At 71.1% G+C, this 16025-nt stretch carries 11 protein-coding genes; 6 read left to right on the top strand and 5 right to left on the bottom strand.

The features are described from left to right. The first annotated feature begins 2 nt into the window (after positions 1-2). Positions 3-617 (top strand): DUF1349 domain-containing protein, encoded by a 615-nt coding sequence (locus tag EIZ62_RS01035; protein ID WP_244375335.1) that lies wholly within the window; start codon positions 3-5, stop codon positions 615-617. A gap of 453 nt (positions 618-1070) precedes the next feature. Here EIZ62_RS01035 and EIZ62_RS01030 read toward each other — a convergent pair whose 3' ends face one another. Next, positions 1071-2519, bottom strand: a complete 1449-nt coding sequence (locus EIZ62_RS01030; RefSeq protein WP_156690819.1) for an RICIN domain-containing protein — start codon at positions 2517-2519, stop codon at positions 1071-1073. 752 nt (positions 2520-3271) lie between these two features. Further along, a complete protein-coding gene (locus EIZ62_RS01025; RefSeq protein ID WP_156690818.1) occupies positions 3272-3970 on the bottom strand; it encodes a tectonin domain-containing protein in 699 nt (232 codons plus the stop codon). A 582-nt stretch (positions 3971-4552) separates the two neighbouring features. Between EIZ62_RS01025 and EIZ62_RS01020 the strand changes: the two genes are divergently transcribed. Next, the gene (locus EIZ62_RS01020) at positions 4553-5227 is read left to right on the top strand and encodes a polysaccharide deacetylase family protein (RefSeq protein ID WP_244375333.1); all 675 of its coding nucleotides are present in this window, start codon (positions 4553-4555) and stop codon (positions 5225-5227) included. A 266-nt stretch (positions 5228-5493) separates the two neighbouring features. On the opposite strand, the gene EIZ62_RS32890 is transcribed toward EIZ62_RS01020, so the two are convergent. Further along, on the bottom strand, positions 5494-6264 hold the full coding sequence (locus EIZ62_RS32890) for an ATP-binding protein (RefSeq protein WP_167536309.1): 771 nt from the start codon (positions 6262-6264) through the stop codon (positions 5494-5496). 693 nt (positions 6265-6957) lie between these two features. Between EIZ62_RS32890 and EIZ62_RS01010 the strand changes: the two genes are divergently transcribed. From EIZ62_RS01010 to EIZ62_RS32675, 4 genes are all read left to right on the top strand, one after another. After that, positions 6958-7179: a LuxR C-terminal-related transcriptional regulator gene (locus EIZ62_RS01010; RefSeq protein ID WP_156690815.1), complete on the top strand. Its 222-nt coding sequence runs from the start codon at positions 6958-6960 to the stop codon at positions 7177-7179. Positions 7180-7403: 224 nt separating this feature from the next. Then, positions 7404-8165 (top strand): hypothetical protein, encoded by a 762-nt coding sequence (locus EIZ62_RS01005; RefSeq protein WP_156690814.1) that lies wholly within the window; start codon positions 7404-7406, stop codon positions 8163-8165. Between the two features lie 171 nt (positions 8166-8336). Further along, on the top strand, positions 8337-10355 hold the full coding sequence (locus EIZ62_RS01000; protein WP_244375331.1) for a glycoside hydrolase family 84 protein: 2019 nt from the start codon (positions 8337-8339) through the stop codon (positions 10353-10355). A 263-nt stretch (positions 10356-10618) separates the two neighbouring features. Continuing rightward, the gene (locus tag EIZ62_RS32675) at positions 10619-13561 is read left to right on the top strand and encodes an ATP-binding protein (protein ID WP_167536308.1); all 2943 of its coding nucleotides are present in this window, start codon (positions 10619-10621) and stop codon (positions 13559-13561) included. Positions 13562-14071: 510 nt separating this feature from the next. Here EIZ62_RS32675 and EIZ62_RS00990 read toward each other — a convergent pair. Beyond that, positions 14072-14878, bottom strand: a complete 807-nt coding sequence (locus tag EIZ62_RS00990; protein ID WP_167536307.1) for a HEAT repeat domain-containing protein — start codon at positions 14876-14878, stop codon at positions 14072-14074. 29 nt (positions 14879-14907) lie between these two features. Beyond that, positions 14908-15789, bottom strand: coding sequence for a hypothetical protein (locus EIZ62_RS31830; RefSeq protein ID WP_167536306.1), 882 nt, complete (start codon positions 15787-15789; stop codon positions 14908-14910). Between the last annotated feature and the right edge of the window lie 236 nt (positions 15790-16025).

The following is a 16025-nucleotide window of genomic DNA, read 5'->3' as shown; positions in this document are numbered from 1 at the left end:
CGATGGAACCTGTACACATGCCCGCCCTGCCGTTCGAGCTGACGGCCCGTGGCCCCGCCGGGGCCCGCTGGAGTGCCACCGGGACAGCACTCGAGATGGTCTCGGCGCCGCGCAGTGACCTGTTCGTCGACTGCGCCGCCGAGCCCGGCGAGGCCACCCCGGACCTGACCCGGCTGACCGGCGAGGTCACCGGCCCGTTCCGGCTGAGCGCCCGGGTCACCGCGGACCTCCGGGGCCGCTTCGACGCGGGCGCCCTGGTCGTGTGGGCCGGCCCGACGACATGGCTGAAGCTCTGCCTCGAACTCTCCCCGGAGGGCAGGGCGAGTGTCGTCTCCGTGGTGACCCGGGGCGTGTCGGACGACGCGAACGCCTGGGACGTCCTGGGAGACACGGTGCACCTGCGCATCTCCCGGATGCGCCACGCCTTCGCACTCCACAGCTCGGCCGACGGGCGGACATGGCGGCTCGTCCGGCTGTGCAGCATCGGAGTGCCGTTCGACCACCCGGTCGAGGCCGGCTTCCTCGCCCAGTCCCCGCACGGCGCGGGCTGCCGGGCGGTCTTCACCGACATCACCTTCACGGACCACGAGCTCTCCGATGCCAGGGACGGCAGTTGAACGCGGTGGGACCCGGGCGCCCAGAAGCTCACTTCGCCGGGTGACGCCGTCCACGACCGCGGAGCCGAAGGTGCTGATACGGCGGCTTTCCACCGCCGGGAGCAGGTGGTGCTCCAGCGGCGAGTCCAGGTGGCCCCTGCCTCGCGTCGTCCTGGACGGCTGACTCTGACTCCGCCACCTGCTTCCCCGCCGCATCCCGGTACCGCACCGTGTACAGGTGCGGGCACTTCGACCATCGGGTGCTCGGGTGCTCGGGTGCTCGCAGTCCTTGAAGAACGTGCCCATACCGTGGGCCAGGGTCGTGCTTGCCATGTGTCGGAGATCCTCCGGGACCGATGCTGACGGTCTGCTGCCGCCGGCAGTCCACGGCGTGCCTGACCTGCCGCTGGCGGTGCACGCATCGGGGAGGCCGGAGCCCCGCACCCGGGTCGGCGGGTGCGGGGCTCGGGCGTGTCAGACCGTCGCCCGGTCCCACTTCTGGTTGTCGCCGTTGTTGCAGGTCCACTGCTGGAGGTTGGCGCCGTTCCAGGTACCTCCGTCGGTGACGTCGAGGCACTTGTTGCTGTGCCGCGCGACGAGATGGACGTAGTCGGTCGTCTCGGACGTACGAACCTTCCACTGCTGGGACTCTGCGCCATTGCAGGCGTTCTGCACCGCGGGCGCGCCGTCGGCGCCGGAGGCGTCGCTCACGTCGAGGCACTTGCCACTGTGGCGGGCCATGATCTGGACGTAACCGCCGTCCAGTTCCTTGATCCAGAAGTGCTGGTTGACCTCACCGCCGCAGTTCCACTGGCTGACCCGGGTCGCGTCCTCCGTGTCGAAACCGGTGACGTCGGCGCACTTGCCGCTGTTGCGGGCGGCCAGCGCCTCCCACGTCGCGTCCAGACCGGTCACGGTGCCGGCGGCGGTGTCCACGGAGAGCTCGGGGGAGTAGTCCATGGTCATGGTGGTGCTGGTGGGGAACTTCAGCGGCAGCCAGACGTACGCCGACTCGTTGACCTTGCCGTCCCACGCGCCCGCCCAGCGGTCGCCCATGTACAGATAGCTGGTGCCCTCGGTGCCCTGGACGGGCAGCACGAAAGTGGTCTGGCTGCGGTAGGTCTTGGCATCGCCGACGTTCTTGAGACCGCTCCACTCGCCGGTGATGCTCGTGGCGGTGGCGTACATCTGCTGGTTGGGCTGCCAGCCGGAGGCGCCGGAGGTGAGCAGGAAGTACACGCCGTCGCGCTTGAACATGGCGGGAGCCTCGCGGGACTGGCCGGCCCAGAGCTTCTGGACCTGGGCGTCGATCTCGGTGTAGTCGTCCGTGAGGCGGTAGACGTGCAGGTCCGCGTTCTCATTGGCGGCGGAGATCATGTAGGCGGTGCCGTCGGTGTCGACGAACGCGGTGATGTCTCGGGACATGTGGCCCTGGGGACGGAAGCTGCCCTTCCAGGTGTAGTCGCCGTCCACGGTGTCCGACACGGCGACGGCGGCGCGGGCCTCGCTGTAGTCGGTCGGGCTGCCCTCCTTGTGCATCCACATCACGAACTTGCCGGTCGACTTGTTGTAGATGACCTTCGGTCGCTCGATGTTGGCGCCCGCCAGCTCCGGGTCGCTCTCGGTGGTGAGCACGTGCTTGCGGAACTCCCACGTCTTCAGGTCCGTGGAACGGTACGCGGATACGTATCGGAAGCTGTTGTCGGAGTTCCGGTTCTCGCCGAACCAGTAGTAGTGGTTCTCCACCTTGATCACGCCACCGCCGTGGGCGTTCACGGGCCTGCCGTTCGGATCGGTGAACTGCGTCCCGTTGGCTATGCCGGCCGGCTCGGCGTGGGCGGTGCCCGCGGCGGTCAGCAGGGAGAGGACGAGGGCGGCAATGACGGAGAGGACGGCGGCTGTTCCGGATGGTTTGAGTCGCATGGCGCGATACCTCACGTGTGGTGCGTCGGCCGGAGCGCCCCGCTGGGCGGAGCGGTGGCCGGCCGACTCGGGTGGGGGGAGTCGTGGGGCGTGCACGGGATCGATCGGTCGGATCCATCCCGGCAACGCGATGTTTACGTAAACATCACGCTTCCCGGAAAGCCTCGATCAACACCGGCAAACTGTCAATAAGTTGAACCGGATCCATGCGGCCGCTCGTCCGTGACGGCGACGATGACGGTGGGTGACCGCAATGGGTCACGTCGGTGAGCCACCTGACGGGCGGCCGCCCGGGCAGGGCAGGGCGCGGTCACTCGAGGTAGCCGAGGAGCGGGTGACCGTGCCTCAGTCGGAGCTGCTCGTCGCGCTGTCCATCCAGGGGTTCCGTCAACCGGTGACCCTGGCCGGGAGGTTCGGGGCCAATCGCTCGAGCGCCACGCGCATGGGCCGACCGGCTGATCGCGGCAGGACTCCTCACCCGCCGCGTCGGCCCCGACAACCGGCGCGAGAGCATGCTGTGACTCACCCGAACCGGCCTGAGTGGGCTATCCGGTCGCGCTGACCGCCGGCGGCGAGCCCCGTCGGCGCCCGGCTTCGCATCCGATGCCCCTCGTACGCAACGACCTGAACCGCGGCGACCTGGAACTCACCGGTGGCTGACCCGGCCCCAGGGGCGCGGGTTCCACCGCTCGCGACAGACGCCCCGCTCCGTCCCATGCGGACGGAGCGAGGCGCCTGGCCGCAGGGTGTGCCTATCCGGGCTGGTCACCGCCGTAGCGGTAGATGTTGCCGGCCGCGTTGACGCCCCAGACGGTGCCGTCGGCCGCTGCTCCGATGTCGGTGAGGGCGCCGGGGATGTTGATCCATGGGTTGGCGTCGTTGCCGGTGTAGCGGTAGATGCTGCCGCCGGAGTTGACGCCCCAGACGTTGGTCCTGGAGCCGGCCGAGATGCGGGCCAGTCCGCCGGAGATCTGCTTCCAGTGGGTCGAGCTCTCGTCGCCGGTGTAGCGGTAGATGTTGCCGGCGGCGTTGACGCCCCATACGGTGCCGTCGGCCGCTGCTCCGATGTCGGTGAGGGCGCCGGGGATGTTGATCCATGGGTTGGCGTCGTTGCCGGTGTAGCGGTAGATGCTGCCGCCGGAGTTGACGCCCCAGACGTTGGTCCTGGAGCCGGCCGAGATGCGGGCCAGTCCGCCGGAGATCTGCTTCCAGTGGGTCGAGCTCTCGTCGCCGGTGTAGCGGTAGATGTTGCCGGCGGCGTTGACGCCCCATACGGTGCCGTCCGCCGCCGCTCCGATGTCCTTGAGGGCGCCGGGGATGTTGATCCACGGGTCCGCGTCGTCGCCGCTGTAGCGGTAGATGTTCCCGGCGGAGTTCACACCCCACACGTTGGTCCTCGACCCTGCGGAGATCGCGGAGAGAGCGCCGTTGATCTGAGTCCAGTCAGCCATGTGCCGAGCCCACTTTCGTCGATTGCCGTAACCAGGTCTTGGACGCCCGAGGTGTCGGACAAACAGGTGATGACACCTGCCGATCATCAGAAACTGCGTGAAATCGATGTTTCGGCCGGAAGGGCGAGGCGCCGCATGAGGGTGGGTGGGCCGGCGCCCTGACGCTGTGACGTGAAGCTGTGTAACTCACAAGGGTGGCCCCGTGGCCGCTCCTCGCCACCTGGGCGCCGTGGGTGTGAGGCGCACGCCGTCCTGCGCGCATCACAGGATGAACACGAAGGGCCATCGCCGCGTTTCCTGTGTGACCTCCACCCCGTCTTCGCCGTCTGAGCCGTCGGCAGACATCCGGCGCGAGCTCGTGGAGGAACGATGATGAGATGGTCAACCTTGGGTGTGTTGTGCGTACTTGTCGTGAGTGGGTGCGCTGCCCCGGCCTCCTCTCCGGCTCCCGCCGGGCACGAGTCCGCCCCCGCGTCGCGGCCCCTGCCCGCTCCCTCCGGGCAACCCGCGGCAGGTGCGCGGCCCGAGGCGCCCGTCGGCTTCGGGAACGCCGCAGCCTTCCGTAAGTGGGGCCTCGAACCGATGGCACCCGCCCCGGCGGCACCTCGGGACCCACTGAAGATCTCCTCGGTCCGGGATCCCTGGATCAAGGAGATACCGACCGACGAGAGGATTGTTTTCCTCACCTTTGACGACGGCAACGAAAAGGATCCGCGCTTCATCGAGATGATGAGGGATCTGCGGATTCCCTTCACCATGTTCCTGACCGACGACGCGGTCAAGAAGGACTACGGCTACTTCCGGGAGCTCCGGGACCTCGGCAACTCCGTCGAGAACCACACCCTCACCCACACCGATCTCAAGTCGCTGGACCAGGCCGGCCAACAGAGGGAGATGTGCGGCGCGCAGGAGAAGTTCGCCAAGGAGTTCGGCAGGGCGCCGCGCCTCTTCCGTCCGCCGTTCGGAAGCTGGAACGACGACACGCTCGCCGCCATGAAGGCCTGCGGCCTGCAGGCCATGGTGCTGTGGCGGGCGGACATGGGGATCGAGGACTTGGAGTACCAGCGGGCCGACCGCAGGCTGCGCCCCGGACAGATCATCCTGGCCCACTTCCGCGGGCCGAAGGACCTGAAGGGGCGCTCCCTGACCGACATGACCGCCGATCTGCTCCGGCGCATCCAGGAGCAGGGGTTCACGGTGGCGCGCCTGGAGGACTATCTCGCGTTCGACTCCACGCCGCCGGCCGACGGCTCGTAACAAGGCGTCCTCCGTACCGCAATGTGACGCGGGCCGGTGTCGGCGACCTGTTCCCGGTACGCACGCCGCTGGAGACTCAGGCCGTCCAGGCCTCGCCGATCGCGCCGCGGTTCCACCGACCCACGCCGAACGCGCCATCGCGGACCTGAAACAGCTGCGGCCCGGATCTCCGCACGATGCCTTCGTCGAAGCGGACCTCCGCTGCGACGGATCCCTCGTCAGCGCCGTCCGCGGCGGCCCCGCCGACAGCCGCCCCTACCGCGGCATCAGAGGCGCAGTGCACCTGCGCATGGTCCAGACCGGGACACACTCGGACCGCGCATCGTCGCCGAGCGCGGCGCGGTACTCGCGGCGCTGTGCGCCGAAGACCCGGGGAGGGCGGTCCGCGCATGCGGGTCCATCTCGACGGAGCGCGGGATTCGCTTCAGCGGCTCTTCGGGAGCGACGACGGCTGAGCCGCCGGCGGGACGGCCGGTCGTACCGGTCGTCGGGTCGCGCGGCGCTGCGTGTCGTCGAGTCGACCGCGCTGAGCCGGCCGGCGGCTGCCCGTGCCCCGTGGACGCCGGCCACGGCCGGTCATGCGCGCAGCTCGGCCCAGACCAGCTGGCCGGTGGGGCTGTCGGCCTGGCACCCCAGGCGCTGCTCAGAGCGGCGACCAGTTGCAGTCCACGGCCCGCGCAGCTCTCTCTCGCGTCGCGGGCCGGGGCCGCGGAGGTACCGGAACGGGGGGCGAAGCCCGGACCGGAGTCCTCGACCTCGAGGCGCACCACCCTCCGGCCGGGCTCCGGTTCCCGAAAGGCCAGGGTGATCCTGGCAGCCGTGCCCGCGTGCTCCACCGCGTTGGTGGCCAGCTCGGTCGCGATCAGGGCGAGGTCGTCTTGGAGCCGGGGCAGGTGCCATCCGTCCAGCAGGGCCGCGATCCACATCCGCAGGGAGTGCGGAGCCCTGAGGTCGGCAGCCAGCTCGCAGCAGTGCGCGTCGGGTGCCGGCCGACGGGAACAGGTACGGGGCGTGACGAGGGAATCGGGGCGAGGCATCGGAACTCCTCGGATCGTGGGAACGGGCGTACTGCCGGCCGGCGGTCGTGCGGGGCCGGGCGATCGGTGGATGCGTGACACCGGAAGTGGGTCCGGAGCCATGCCGGCCGGAGTGGCGGCCTGGTGGCCGCCGGTGCCGGAATCCTCACGGACACCGGCCGCCGATGCGCCCGGGCCGCCAGCCGTGAGCCGTGAGCCGCGACGATCGCACGGGCGCTGTGGCACCACCACCACACCGCGCCGATCAGTAGGTATTCAATCCGGGCCACTACCCAATTCCGTCCCGGCCCTCCCGCACCGGCAGCTCGGTCGCGGCCCGCCGCCGGGGTGCGGCGAGAACGGGACCACGCGCCGGGGTCCCGCCGCGTCCGGGGAGCGCCGCGGCGCGGAGGAGTGGACATGGGCGGCGCTGGGCCGCGAGCGGTCCCCGTCGGCTGTGCCTTCGCGGGGCGTGCCGGGCAGATGGGCGCGCTCCGCGGCGGTGTCCGGCGCCCGGCCCGCCGTCGTCCGGGTCGAGGGCACGCCGCCACCAACGAGAGTCGGCCGCCCCCACCCGCCCTCGCCGCGGAACGCGCCGCCCGCACCCGTACCGACCCCGACGACACGGCGGGCCCGGCTGGCCGCACCCGTCGCCACGTACGACCGCCTGGGCGCCACCTCCAACACCGCCCGTGCGGCAGCCTGCTGTGACGAATGGGCCGGGAGCGCCCCCACCCGCATGCTCGCGCCGGCTACGGCGACCGGCTCTCGCCCCGTGAGCAGCAGGTCCGCGACCTGCTCGCCCCCGGAGCCAGGAACAAAAACATCGCCGCCGCCCCGTTCCTCTCCCCACGCACCGTCGAGAACCACGCCGCCCGTGTCCTGGCCAAGCTGCACACCACCCGTGGCGGCGACCTCGCCGGTGGGTCCGGTTGAAGCCACCTGTCCCTTCCCGGTCGGCGACCGCGGGTCGCCGGGGGCGGACCGGTGCCCCGTCGGCCGGGTGACGACGCCGCGTTCGGCCGAAGACCGTCTGGCCCGGGAACGCGCGCACCGATGGAATGGCGTCGATGGAATGCCCCGATGCCGCCGATCGTGCGGTGTGCCCCCTTCCCCTCGGCGATCCAGCGATGCCGTGGCCGACGACCAGGAGCTCCCGCTTGCACGCCACATCCCGCTTACGCACCGTCCTCGTCGCCGCGACCGCCGCGCTGACGGCCGCGGCGATCGCCGCCGGCCCGGTGTCCGCCGCACCGGCCCCGGCCCCCGGCGGCGCCTCCGCTCCCGCCTCCGCTCCCGCCTCCGCTCCCGCTTCCGTCTCCGACTCCGCGGTTTCTGCCGGACCGGTGGCCGTCTACCTGACAGGAATCGGCGCGGGGCCGAAGAACATCGCGGCGGCCGCCGCCATGGACCATCTCGACCGGCAGGTCACCGAGTTCGGTTTCACCGGCTCCCAGTGCCGGGTGACGGAGGGTCCGGTCTACCAGCAAGTGACCGAGATCTACTGGCAGGCCATGGTCAAGGCCACCTGCACCGGTGATCCCACGGTCGGTGCGACCCGCACGCTCAACCGCCTGATAGGTCCGAACGGCGAGCACATCAGCACCGTCTGGAACGTGCCGCCCGGCTACCGGGTCGAGGGCAGTCTGGGACAGCTCTACATGAGCCCCCGCGAGGGCACCGTGCCGCTGTACCACTGCGTCGTACGCAAGGACAACTTCCTCTCCGGCGATGTCAATTGCGAAGGCCAGACCTATGTGTCCCGGCTCGGCTGGTTCCACCCGCAGCAGCCGTCGGACGTCGGGAGCCTTCCGCTGATGCGCTGCATGGTCGGCAAGCACCGCGAGTTCTTCGAGTCCAACACCACCAACTGCGAGGGCCAGGCCTCGGGCGGCCAACTGGGCTGGATCTTCACCGGCTGAGGCGGCACCCTCACACCCCCCGGAGCGGGCGCGTGGGGCCCTGGAGCACAGGCGCTCAGGCGCAAAGGCGCAAAGGCGTAAAGGCGCACAGGCGCTCAGGCGCCCACAAGCACAGGAGCATGTGCGCGGCGTGCGCCCGGTCGTCGCGGTCCTGACCACCTTGGAGGTCATGTGAACACCCGCAAAGCCCCAGTCGCAGCGCGCTTCGCCCTGGCGACCGCACTGGCCCTCGGGCTCCTGTGCACCGCTCCGCAAGACGGGGCGGCGGCGGTCCCGCTGCCTCAGGTCTCACCCACGCCGCAGTCGATGGTCCGCTCCGGGCCGGACGCGGCCGTCACCGGCCGCGTCCTCGTCGTCGCCGACCGGCGCACGGACCCATTCGCACGCGAGCGCCTCGTCGCCGCCCTCGCGGCCCACGGTGCCGACCGCGTCGACCTCGTCGCCCCCGGCACCGCCCCGGCCACGGCCCGCGGTCCGCTCACCGTGCGCCTCGGCCCGGCCGACCGCCCCGACATAGCCGAGGCTCTGGACGGCACCGAGGCGCCGACCAGGGCGGAAGGCTATGCCATACGCGTCGAGGGCGGTGGCCGGCGCCGGCAGGTCACGCTCGGGGGACACGACCCGGCCGGCCAGTTCTACGCCGTACAGACCCTGCGCCGGCTGTTCCTCCCCAGCGGGTTCGCCGACGGCACCGCGCCACGCTGGAAGGTGGCCGGAGCCGCGGTCAGCGACTTCCCCGCCATGCCGCTGCGGGGCACCGTCGAAGGGTTCTACGGCACGCCCTGGAGCCATGCCGAGCGTCTCGATCAGATGGACTTCTACGGCGACGTCAAGGCCAACACCTATGTGTACGCGCCCAAGGACGACCCCTACCACCGGGGGAGGTGGCGCGAGCCCTACCCCGGCGACAAGCTGGCCGAACTCGGCGAACTGGTACGGCGTGCCACCGCGAACCACGTGCGCTTCACCTTCGCCGTCTCACCCGGCGAGTCGATCTGCTACGCGGACGGCAGGGACCGCACGGCCCTCAGGACCAAGCTGAAAGCCCTGTACGACCTGGGCACACGCGCCTTCTCCATCCCACTGGACGACATCGACCACACCCGCTGGAACTGCGACCTCGACAGGTCGGTGTACGGTCCGCCCGGCCGGGCGGCGGCCGCCGCCGCACAGGCCGACCTCCTCAACGACGTACAGCGCACGTTCGTCGCCGCCCACGCGGGCACCGAGCCGCTGCAGATGGTTCCCACGGAGTACGGAGACCTGGCCGACACCGCCTACAAGCGAACCCTGCGCGCCGCGCTGGATCCGGCGGTCGTCGTGATGTGGACGGGCACGGACGTCGTCCCACCCAGGATCACCGTCGCGGAGGCGGACCGGGCTTCCGCGCTCTTCGGACGCAAGGTGCTCGTCTGGGACAACTATCCGGTCAACGACTTCGGCAACACCACCGGCAGACTGCTTTTCGCGCCCTACGACAAGCGGCAGCCGGGCCTGGCCCGTCATCTGTCCGGCATCGTCGCCAACCCGATGAACCAACCCCACGCTTCCAAGGTCGCCGTCTTCGGCGTGGCCGACTTCACCTGGAACGACACGGCCTACGACGCCGCGGCGAACCAACGGCGCGCCATGGCGTACCTCGCGGACGGCGACCGCCCCTCGACCGAAGCCCTGCTCGTCTTCGGCGACCTGGAACACCTGGCGCCCACGTTCGGAGCGACGCCCTGGCAGCCCCAGGCACCCGAGCTGGGCCGCCGGGTGGCCCGCTTCTGGTCGCAGTGGGAGGCGGGCGAGCGCGCGGCCGCGGTCCGGGACCTGCGCGCGTACGCGGTCGCGATTCGACAGGCTCCGGCCACCGTGCGGGCCGGCCGGGTGCAGGCCGGCTTCGCCGTGGACGCCGCCCCCTGGCTCGACGCCACCCACCTGTGGGGCGAGGCCATGGCGCGGATGCTCGACGCGCTCGACGCCTGCCTGACGGGGGACACCGCGGAGGCCGGGAGGCTGCGCGCCGAGTCGCTCGCCTTCCAGCAGTGGGCCCGTGCCATACGGGTCGCACCGGCGCGCAACACCTGGGGCGGCGCGCAGCCGAGGGTGGGTGACGGGGTGCTGGACGTCTTCCTCGCCCGGGCGGAAGCGGAACGACGCGCGGCCGCCGAGCCCGCACGGCGCACAGGCCGAGGGGGCGGGTGATCGGTGGCCGGCGGGTGTCGGCGTGTGTCGGCGGGGTGAGGCGTTCGCCCTCCGTTTCCTGCGGACACCGCCCTCGGCCCACCTGCCGACGGTCACGTATCGCCTCCTCGTACCGCCTCCTGGTACCGCCTCCGCGGCCGGTGGGCCCGGGCGCTGCCTGGGGCGGTCCGGGCAGCCCGCTCCGGGCGGGATTACGGTGTATGCATGGGGCGGCAGTGGCCTGCCCCGTACGCCAGGCGGGCCGCACCCGATCGGAGCCGGGCATGGACGACGTCGACCAGACAAGCCGTTCCCCAGGAGTGCGGGGATGCGCGTTCGCGGGACGCGTCGACGAGTTGCGCACACTGCTCGCCGCGGCCGGGGCGCGTCCCGCCGTGGTGATGGTGGAGGGCGAGGCCGGAATCGGCAAGTCAAGGCTGGTCGCCGAGGCGTCGGCCGTGCTGGAAGGACAGGGCCTGCGCGTCCTCGTAGGCGGTTGCCATCCGCTGCGGGAGCCCCTGGCGTACGGGCCGGTGATCGACGCGCTGCGCCGGGTCGGCCCGTGGTTGCCGCCCGCGGACCGGCTCGGCGCCTCCGCGGGTGCCCTGGCGTCGCTGCTGCCCGACCTGGCCGGAGCTCTGCCCCCGGCGCCTCCGCCGGTGTCGGCGGGGGCCGGGCCGGGTGCGGGGCGGTTCCGGGTGGTGTCGGGGGTACGTACGCTGCTGGAGGCCGTGGCTCCGGTGACGCTCGTCGTGGAGGACGTGCACTGGGCGGACGACGCGACGCGTGAGTTGCTGCTTCTGCTGGCGCGGGACATGCCGGCGGACACGGCACTGGTGCTCACCTACCGCCCGGAGGATCTGCCGGGCGGCGGCCCGGTGCTGGGGGCGGCCTACCGGCGCCCACCGGGTACAGCCGGGGCCGTGATCGCGCTCGGCCCGCTGGGTGCGGCCGAGCTGACATCCATGGCACGGGACATCCTGGGCGGCACGCCGGCGCCCGGTCTGATACGGACCCTCCTGGAGCGCAGCGAGGGCCTGCCCCTGGTGATCGAAGAGGACCTGATCACCTTGGCGGGGCCCGACGGGCCGGAAACGGCGGCCGCCCCCGGCGCGGGGAGCACGGACACCCCACCGTGGGCGCCGGGGCACAGCGCCACGACCGCGCTCGGAGTGCCGCGCAGCCTCGGCGAAGTGCTGGCGGAGCGGACCGGCCGGCTGGGAACGGACGCTGCAGCGCTGGTCGAGTCCGCGTCGGTCCTGGCAGTGCCGGCCGGGGAAGCGCTGCTGGCCCGGATCGCCGGTCTGGACGAGGACCGCGGCGGCGCGGCCCTGCTGGAGGCGCTGCGAGGGGCGGTGCTACGCCAGGCCGGCCCGGACGCCTACGGATTCGCGCACGTCCTCGCGCAGGAAGCGGTGTACGCCGCCCTTCCCGGGCCCGTTCGCACCCGGGCCCACCGGCGGATCCTGGCGGTGCTCCAGACCCAGGATCCGCCACCGCTGGTCCAGATCGCCCACCACACTCGCGCGCTGGGCGACAGGGCGGCCTGGCTGCCCCGCGCGCAGGCCGCCGCCGACCACGCCATCGCCGTCGGCGACCACGGCACCGCCGCCACCCTGCTGAACGAGATCCTCGACCAGCCCCACCTCACCACGGAGCAGCTCAGCCACGCGGCCCTGGCCCGGGCGTACATGGCCACGATGCTCGCGGAACACACCGCGACGACCGCCGTGCTGCGCCGGCTGCTGCGACTGCCCGGCCTTCCCGCCTCGGTCCGCGCCGGGATCAGGACCGGCCTCGGGGCACTTCTGATCTATCTCGCGGGAGACCTGTCGGGCGAGGAGGAACTGCTCACCGCGCTGTCAGAGGTGGGGGACAGCAACCAACTGCTCGCCGCCAGACTGCTGGCCAATCTCGGCCTCTCCGAGACGGACCGGTTCACGCTTGCCCAACACCGCGGCATGGTCGAGCGCGGCCTCGCCCTGCTGGCCGCCACCAAGGAACCCCAGCCCGCCGGCTCGGAGGCGGCGCCCCTGCTCCAGGCGGCCCAGCTCTTCCACCTCAGTGTCACGGCCACCCCCGGTCTTCCGGACCTGCTGGCGGCGCTGCCCCGCGAGGACGACGACCCGCAGACGCTCAAGGCCACCGCCATCGCCTTGTGCGGCGCCGCCGCCTGGTCGGTGTCCACCGGACACGACGGGCGGGCCGCCGAGGCGGCGGCGGAGGCCGCCATCCTGATACCGGACGCACACATGCCCCAGTTGACCCCGTTCGTCGAGGCCTGCCGGATCCTGCTCGACTGGCACGCCGGACAGTGGCGGGACGCCGAGCGCGGAATGGACGCCTTCCACGAGCGGTACCCCGTCATGTCCCTGGGATCCAGCGGGTTGCTCCTGCCGACCGTCCGGGGGATCACGGCCGCTGCCCGGGGACACGCCGCCCAGGCCGCCGAGGCCTTCGACGAGGTCCTGACCCGCGGAGGACTCAACCTGAACTCGCTCGGCGCCGCAGCCGGCACCGCCCGCCTCCACCTCTCCCGAGGCGACCCCGAAGCCGCATGGCGCTCCCTCACCGACCCGCTCGACCACCTCGGCTTCCTCGACCGCAAGGAGGCCTGGTGCTACGCCTGGGGCCTCGTGCCCGTCGCCGTCGAAACCCTCCTCGCCCTGAACCGGCCCGCGAAGGCCCGGGCCCTCACCGACCGGCACGCGGAAGCCGTCAACGGCCGTGACGCGCCCGGGGCCGCCGCCGAACAGTGCCTCTGCAGGGGCCTGGTGCTGCGAGCGGACGAACCCGACGAGGCGAGGGCGGCCTTCGGTCGGGCGAGCGAGCACTGGCGCCACGCAGGCCGCCCGTACCACGCAGCCCTCGCCGCAGAGCACGCCGCCCGCTGCCGTACCGACGATCCCACCGACACCGTCGAGCGGCTGGACATGCCGCTCGCCACCTTCGAGCGCCTGGGCGCCACCTCTGACGCCGCCCGCTGCCACCACCTGCTCCGAGCCCTCGGGCACGAGCCGGCGAACCCCCTCGGCCGTGCGGGCTACGGCGACCGGCTCAGCCCCCGGGAGGAACAGATCCGCGACCTCCTCGCCTCCGGCGCCACCAACAAGGCGATCGCCGCAGCCCTGTTCCTCTCCCCCCGCACCGTCGAGAACCACGTCGCCCGCGTCCTGGCCAAACTGCACACCACGCGCGCCGAACTTCGCCGCAGCACGGGGCCGTGACTCCTTCTGTTGTGGCCCGAATATCGAGGATGGCCGTCTTCTCGACGTCACCCAGGACGAACTGCTGGTCGCAGCCGTGGAATTCGTCGGTGTCACCGCGGAGCCTCGGGAGGTGCAGGCAGACCGAAGGTCGGGTCTGTGAGGGCGGCGGTGATGTTGCGCCTGCTGCACCCCGGGCAGCGGCCGGTGAACGGCCGGGCATGGGCGGCGTTCGCCCTCTACCTGGCCTGGGCGACCGAAGCCCGGGGTCCGGCCCGCCGTGCCTCCGCACGGGAGTCACGGGATTCCGGGGGATCTCCGGCCGACCGAGTACGGCCGCTCGCCGCCGAACGCGTTCGGGGCGCATTCGGCGGCGAGCGGCCGGGGGCGGGGACAGCACGTCGCGGACCGGTGCGGCGAAGGCCGGCGCGGTGCATGCCGACAAGGGTCGTGCCCACAGATCCGCCGCGTGAGCGTCAGGGCGGGGTCAGTCTGGTGATGCTTCCCTACCCCCGGCGGAGCAGCGGCTTGTCACAGGGTTGTGTTGTCACCCGGCCAGATCCTGGGCAGTGGATCGACGTCCCGTTCGAGTGTCTGCCGGAGCATCTTGGCCGTAGAGGCGTCGGTAGTTGCCGCGGCACGGTGTACCAGGTCCGAGCGGTCCAGGAGTTTCAGTGCCTGCGCAGCGGATTTTCGGATGCGCAGTTTCCTGTCGCTCAGAGCCTTGACCAGCCCGGACTCGGCCGGGTGCCCGTCGAGTACGCGGGCCGCTCCCGCATGGCGCAGCCTGCGCACCGACATGACCGCGTTGAATCGCACATCGGGTGACGGGTCGTCAAGGGCGTGGGCCAACGGTTCGAGCGCGGCCAGATCGGCGGTGTCGCCCAGGGCCATCGCTGCGCAGCTGCGAATGATGCCGCTGTTCTCCTGAAGGCGTGCGGTATAGCGAGGGACCGGAGGCGGATCCAGACGGCGCAGTCGCGTGAATCCCCAGGAGGCGCCCGGAAACGTGTCATGGTGGGCCACCGCAGCCCAGCTGCTCATGATCTTCCGGGCGAGGCGGCTCGAAGGAGGCCGGGGTTCCAGCAGGCTGAGGAAAGGTTCCACATCCCGGTCCGGGTTCAGTTCCGCCGCGACCCTGACCGCCAGCCCGTGGTGCTCCATCGCATAGAGGTCGTCCTCGAGCTCAGCGAGATTGGACATGCGCTGAACGAACCGCATGATGACGGCATCCGCCTCCGGGCCGCCGTCCGCGTGGAGACGCAGCAACGCCCCCGGAAACGCCTTGCTCTGGTCGCCGATAAGATCGGCCGCAGCCGCGTCGACGCTGTGTGCCATCACTTCTCCACTTCCCGCTCCACCGTCACTCAGCCCCTCTTGATGACGTAGACCACACAGCCGGCGGCGGCAGCGGCCGCCTTCTGCTGAGGAGTCATGAGGAAGGGATTCTTGATTCCCTGCCAGGCTCCCGCAGCGCACTTGAGGCCGTACTTCTTGGCGCCTGCCAAGGTCGCCTTGCCGGCCTTCTTGGCCCCGCTCTTGACCTTGTCCCACCATTTGGGGTCCGCCACCACGGGGTATGTGGTGGATTCACTGACCTCGATGGTCTGGACGAGTTCACTGCCTTCGAGCCGGTAGGAGGTCGGAACCGTCTTGCCGTTGGCGTCCTTGGCCCACGGGGCGTCGAACGCGCCAATGAGCTCCCCTGTTTCGTCGAAGACGACCAAGCCACCGTCGTCGCCAACGATGGGTACGGCTCCGCTGGGAAGCTCGAGAGGGAAGCGGTACTCGGTCGGTGCGGCGGCCTCCTTCATCGTGATCAGGGCACTTGCGCTACCGTCCGTGGTGACCTGTGCCGCGACGTCCACGGCTCCGTTCGTCAGCTGCGGGTAGACCACGGTCCCTTCGGCGGACGTGTGGGCCTTCGCGGCATCCGATCCGGGCAGTCCGATCTTGATCTGTGTACCGGTCGGATCCGTCACCGTGAGCCTCCCCCTGCCGGTGGCGGGCAGATCCACCCGCGTGCCTGAGGCCTCGACTGTCAGGCTTCCGCCACCGGCGGGCCTGGGGGTAGCGATCTGTGCGACACCTGTGACCTTGTGCACGATTGCGGCCGTACGGGCGGCGTCCCGGGCAGGGTCGTCGACGGCGTAGGCGGGAGCCGTGGCCGCGAAGATCGCACCAACGGTGAGTAGGGCGACGGACGAGACCGCTGAGGTACGGACAGAGCGATGCGCTGATATGTGCACGGGGATTTCCTTGAACTCATCGGGGGCCCTACGCGGCGGCATGACTGGGCCCTCAACCCTGCTGTTCGTAGGCGAGGTTGAGGCGGACGTAGTGGCCGGTTGCTCCCGGGATTTGATCACGCGCAGCCGGCCACAGGGTGTGATGGAAGCTACAATTCCGCACAAATTCTCACATAAACAAACTAGTTCACACAGGAGTCGCGGCGGTCGAGTGGTCTTCGGGCCTAAACGGCGGG

Source organism: Streptomyces ficellus, assembly GCF_009739905.1.
In the GTDB taxonomy this organism is placed as follows: domain Bacteria; phylum Actinomycetota; class Actinomycetes; order Streptomycetales; family Streptomycetaceae; genus Streptomyces; species Streptomyces ficellus_A.
The sequence above is the reverse complement of the archived record's forward strand: the minus strand, read 5'-3'. Positions and strand labels throughout refer to the sequence as shown.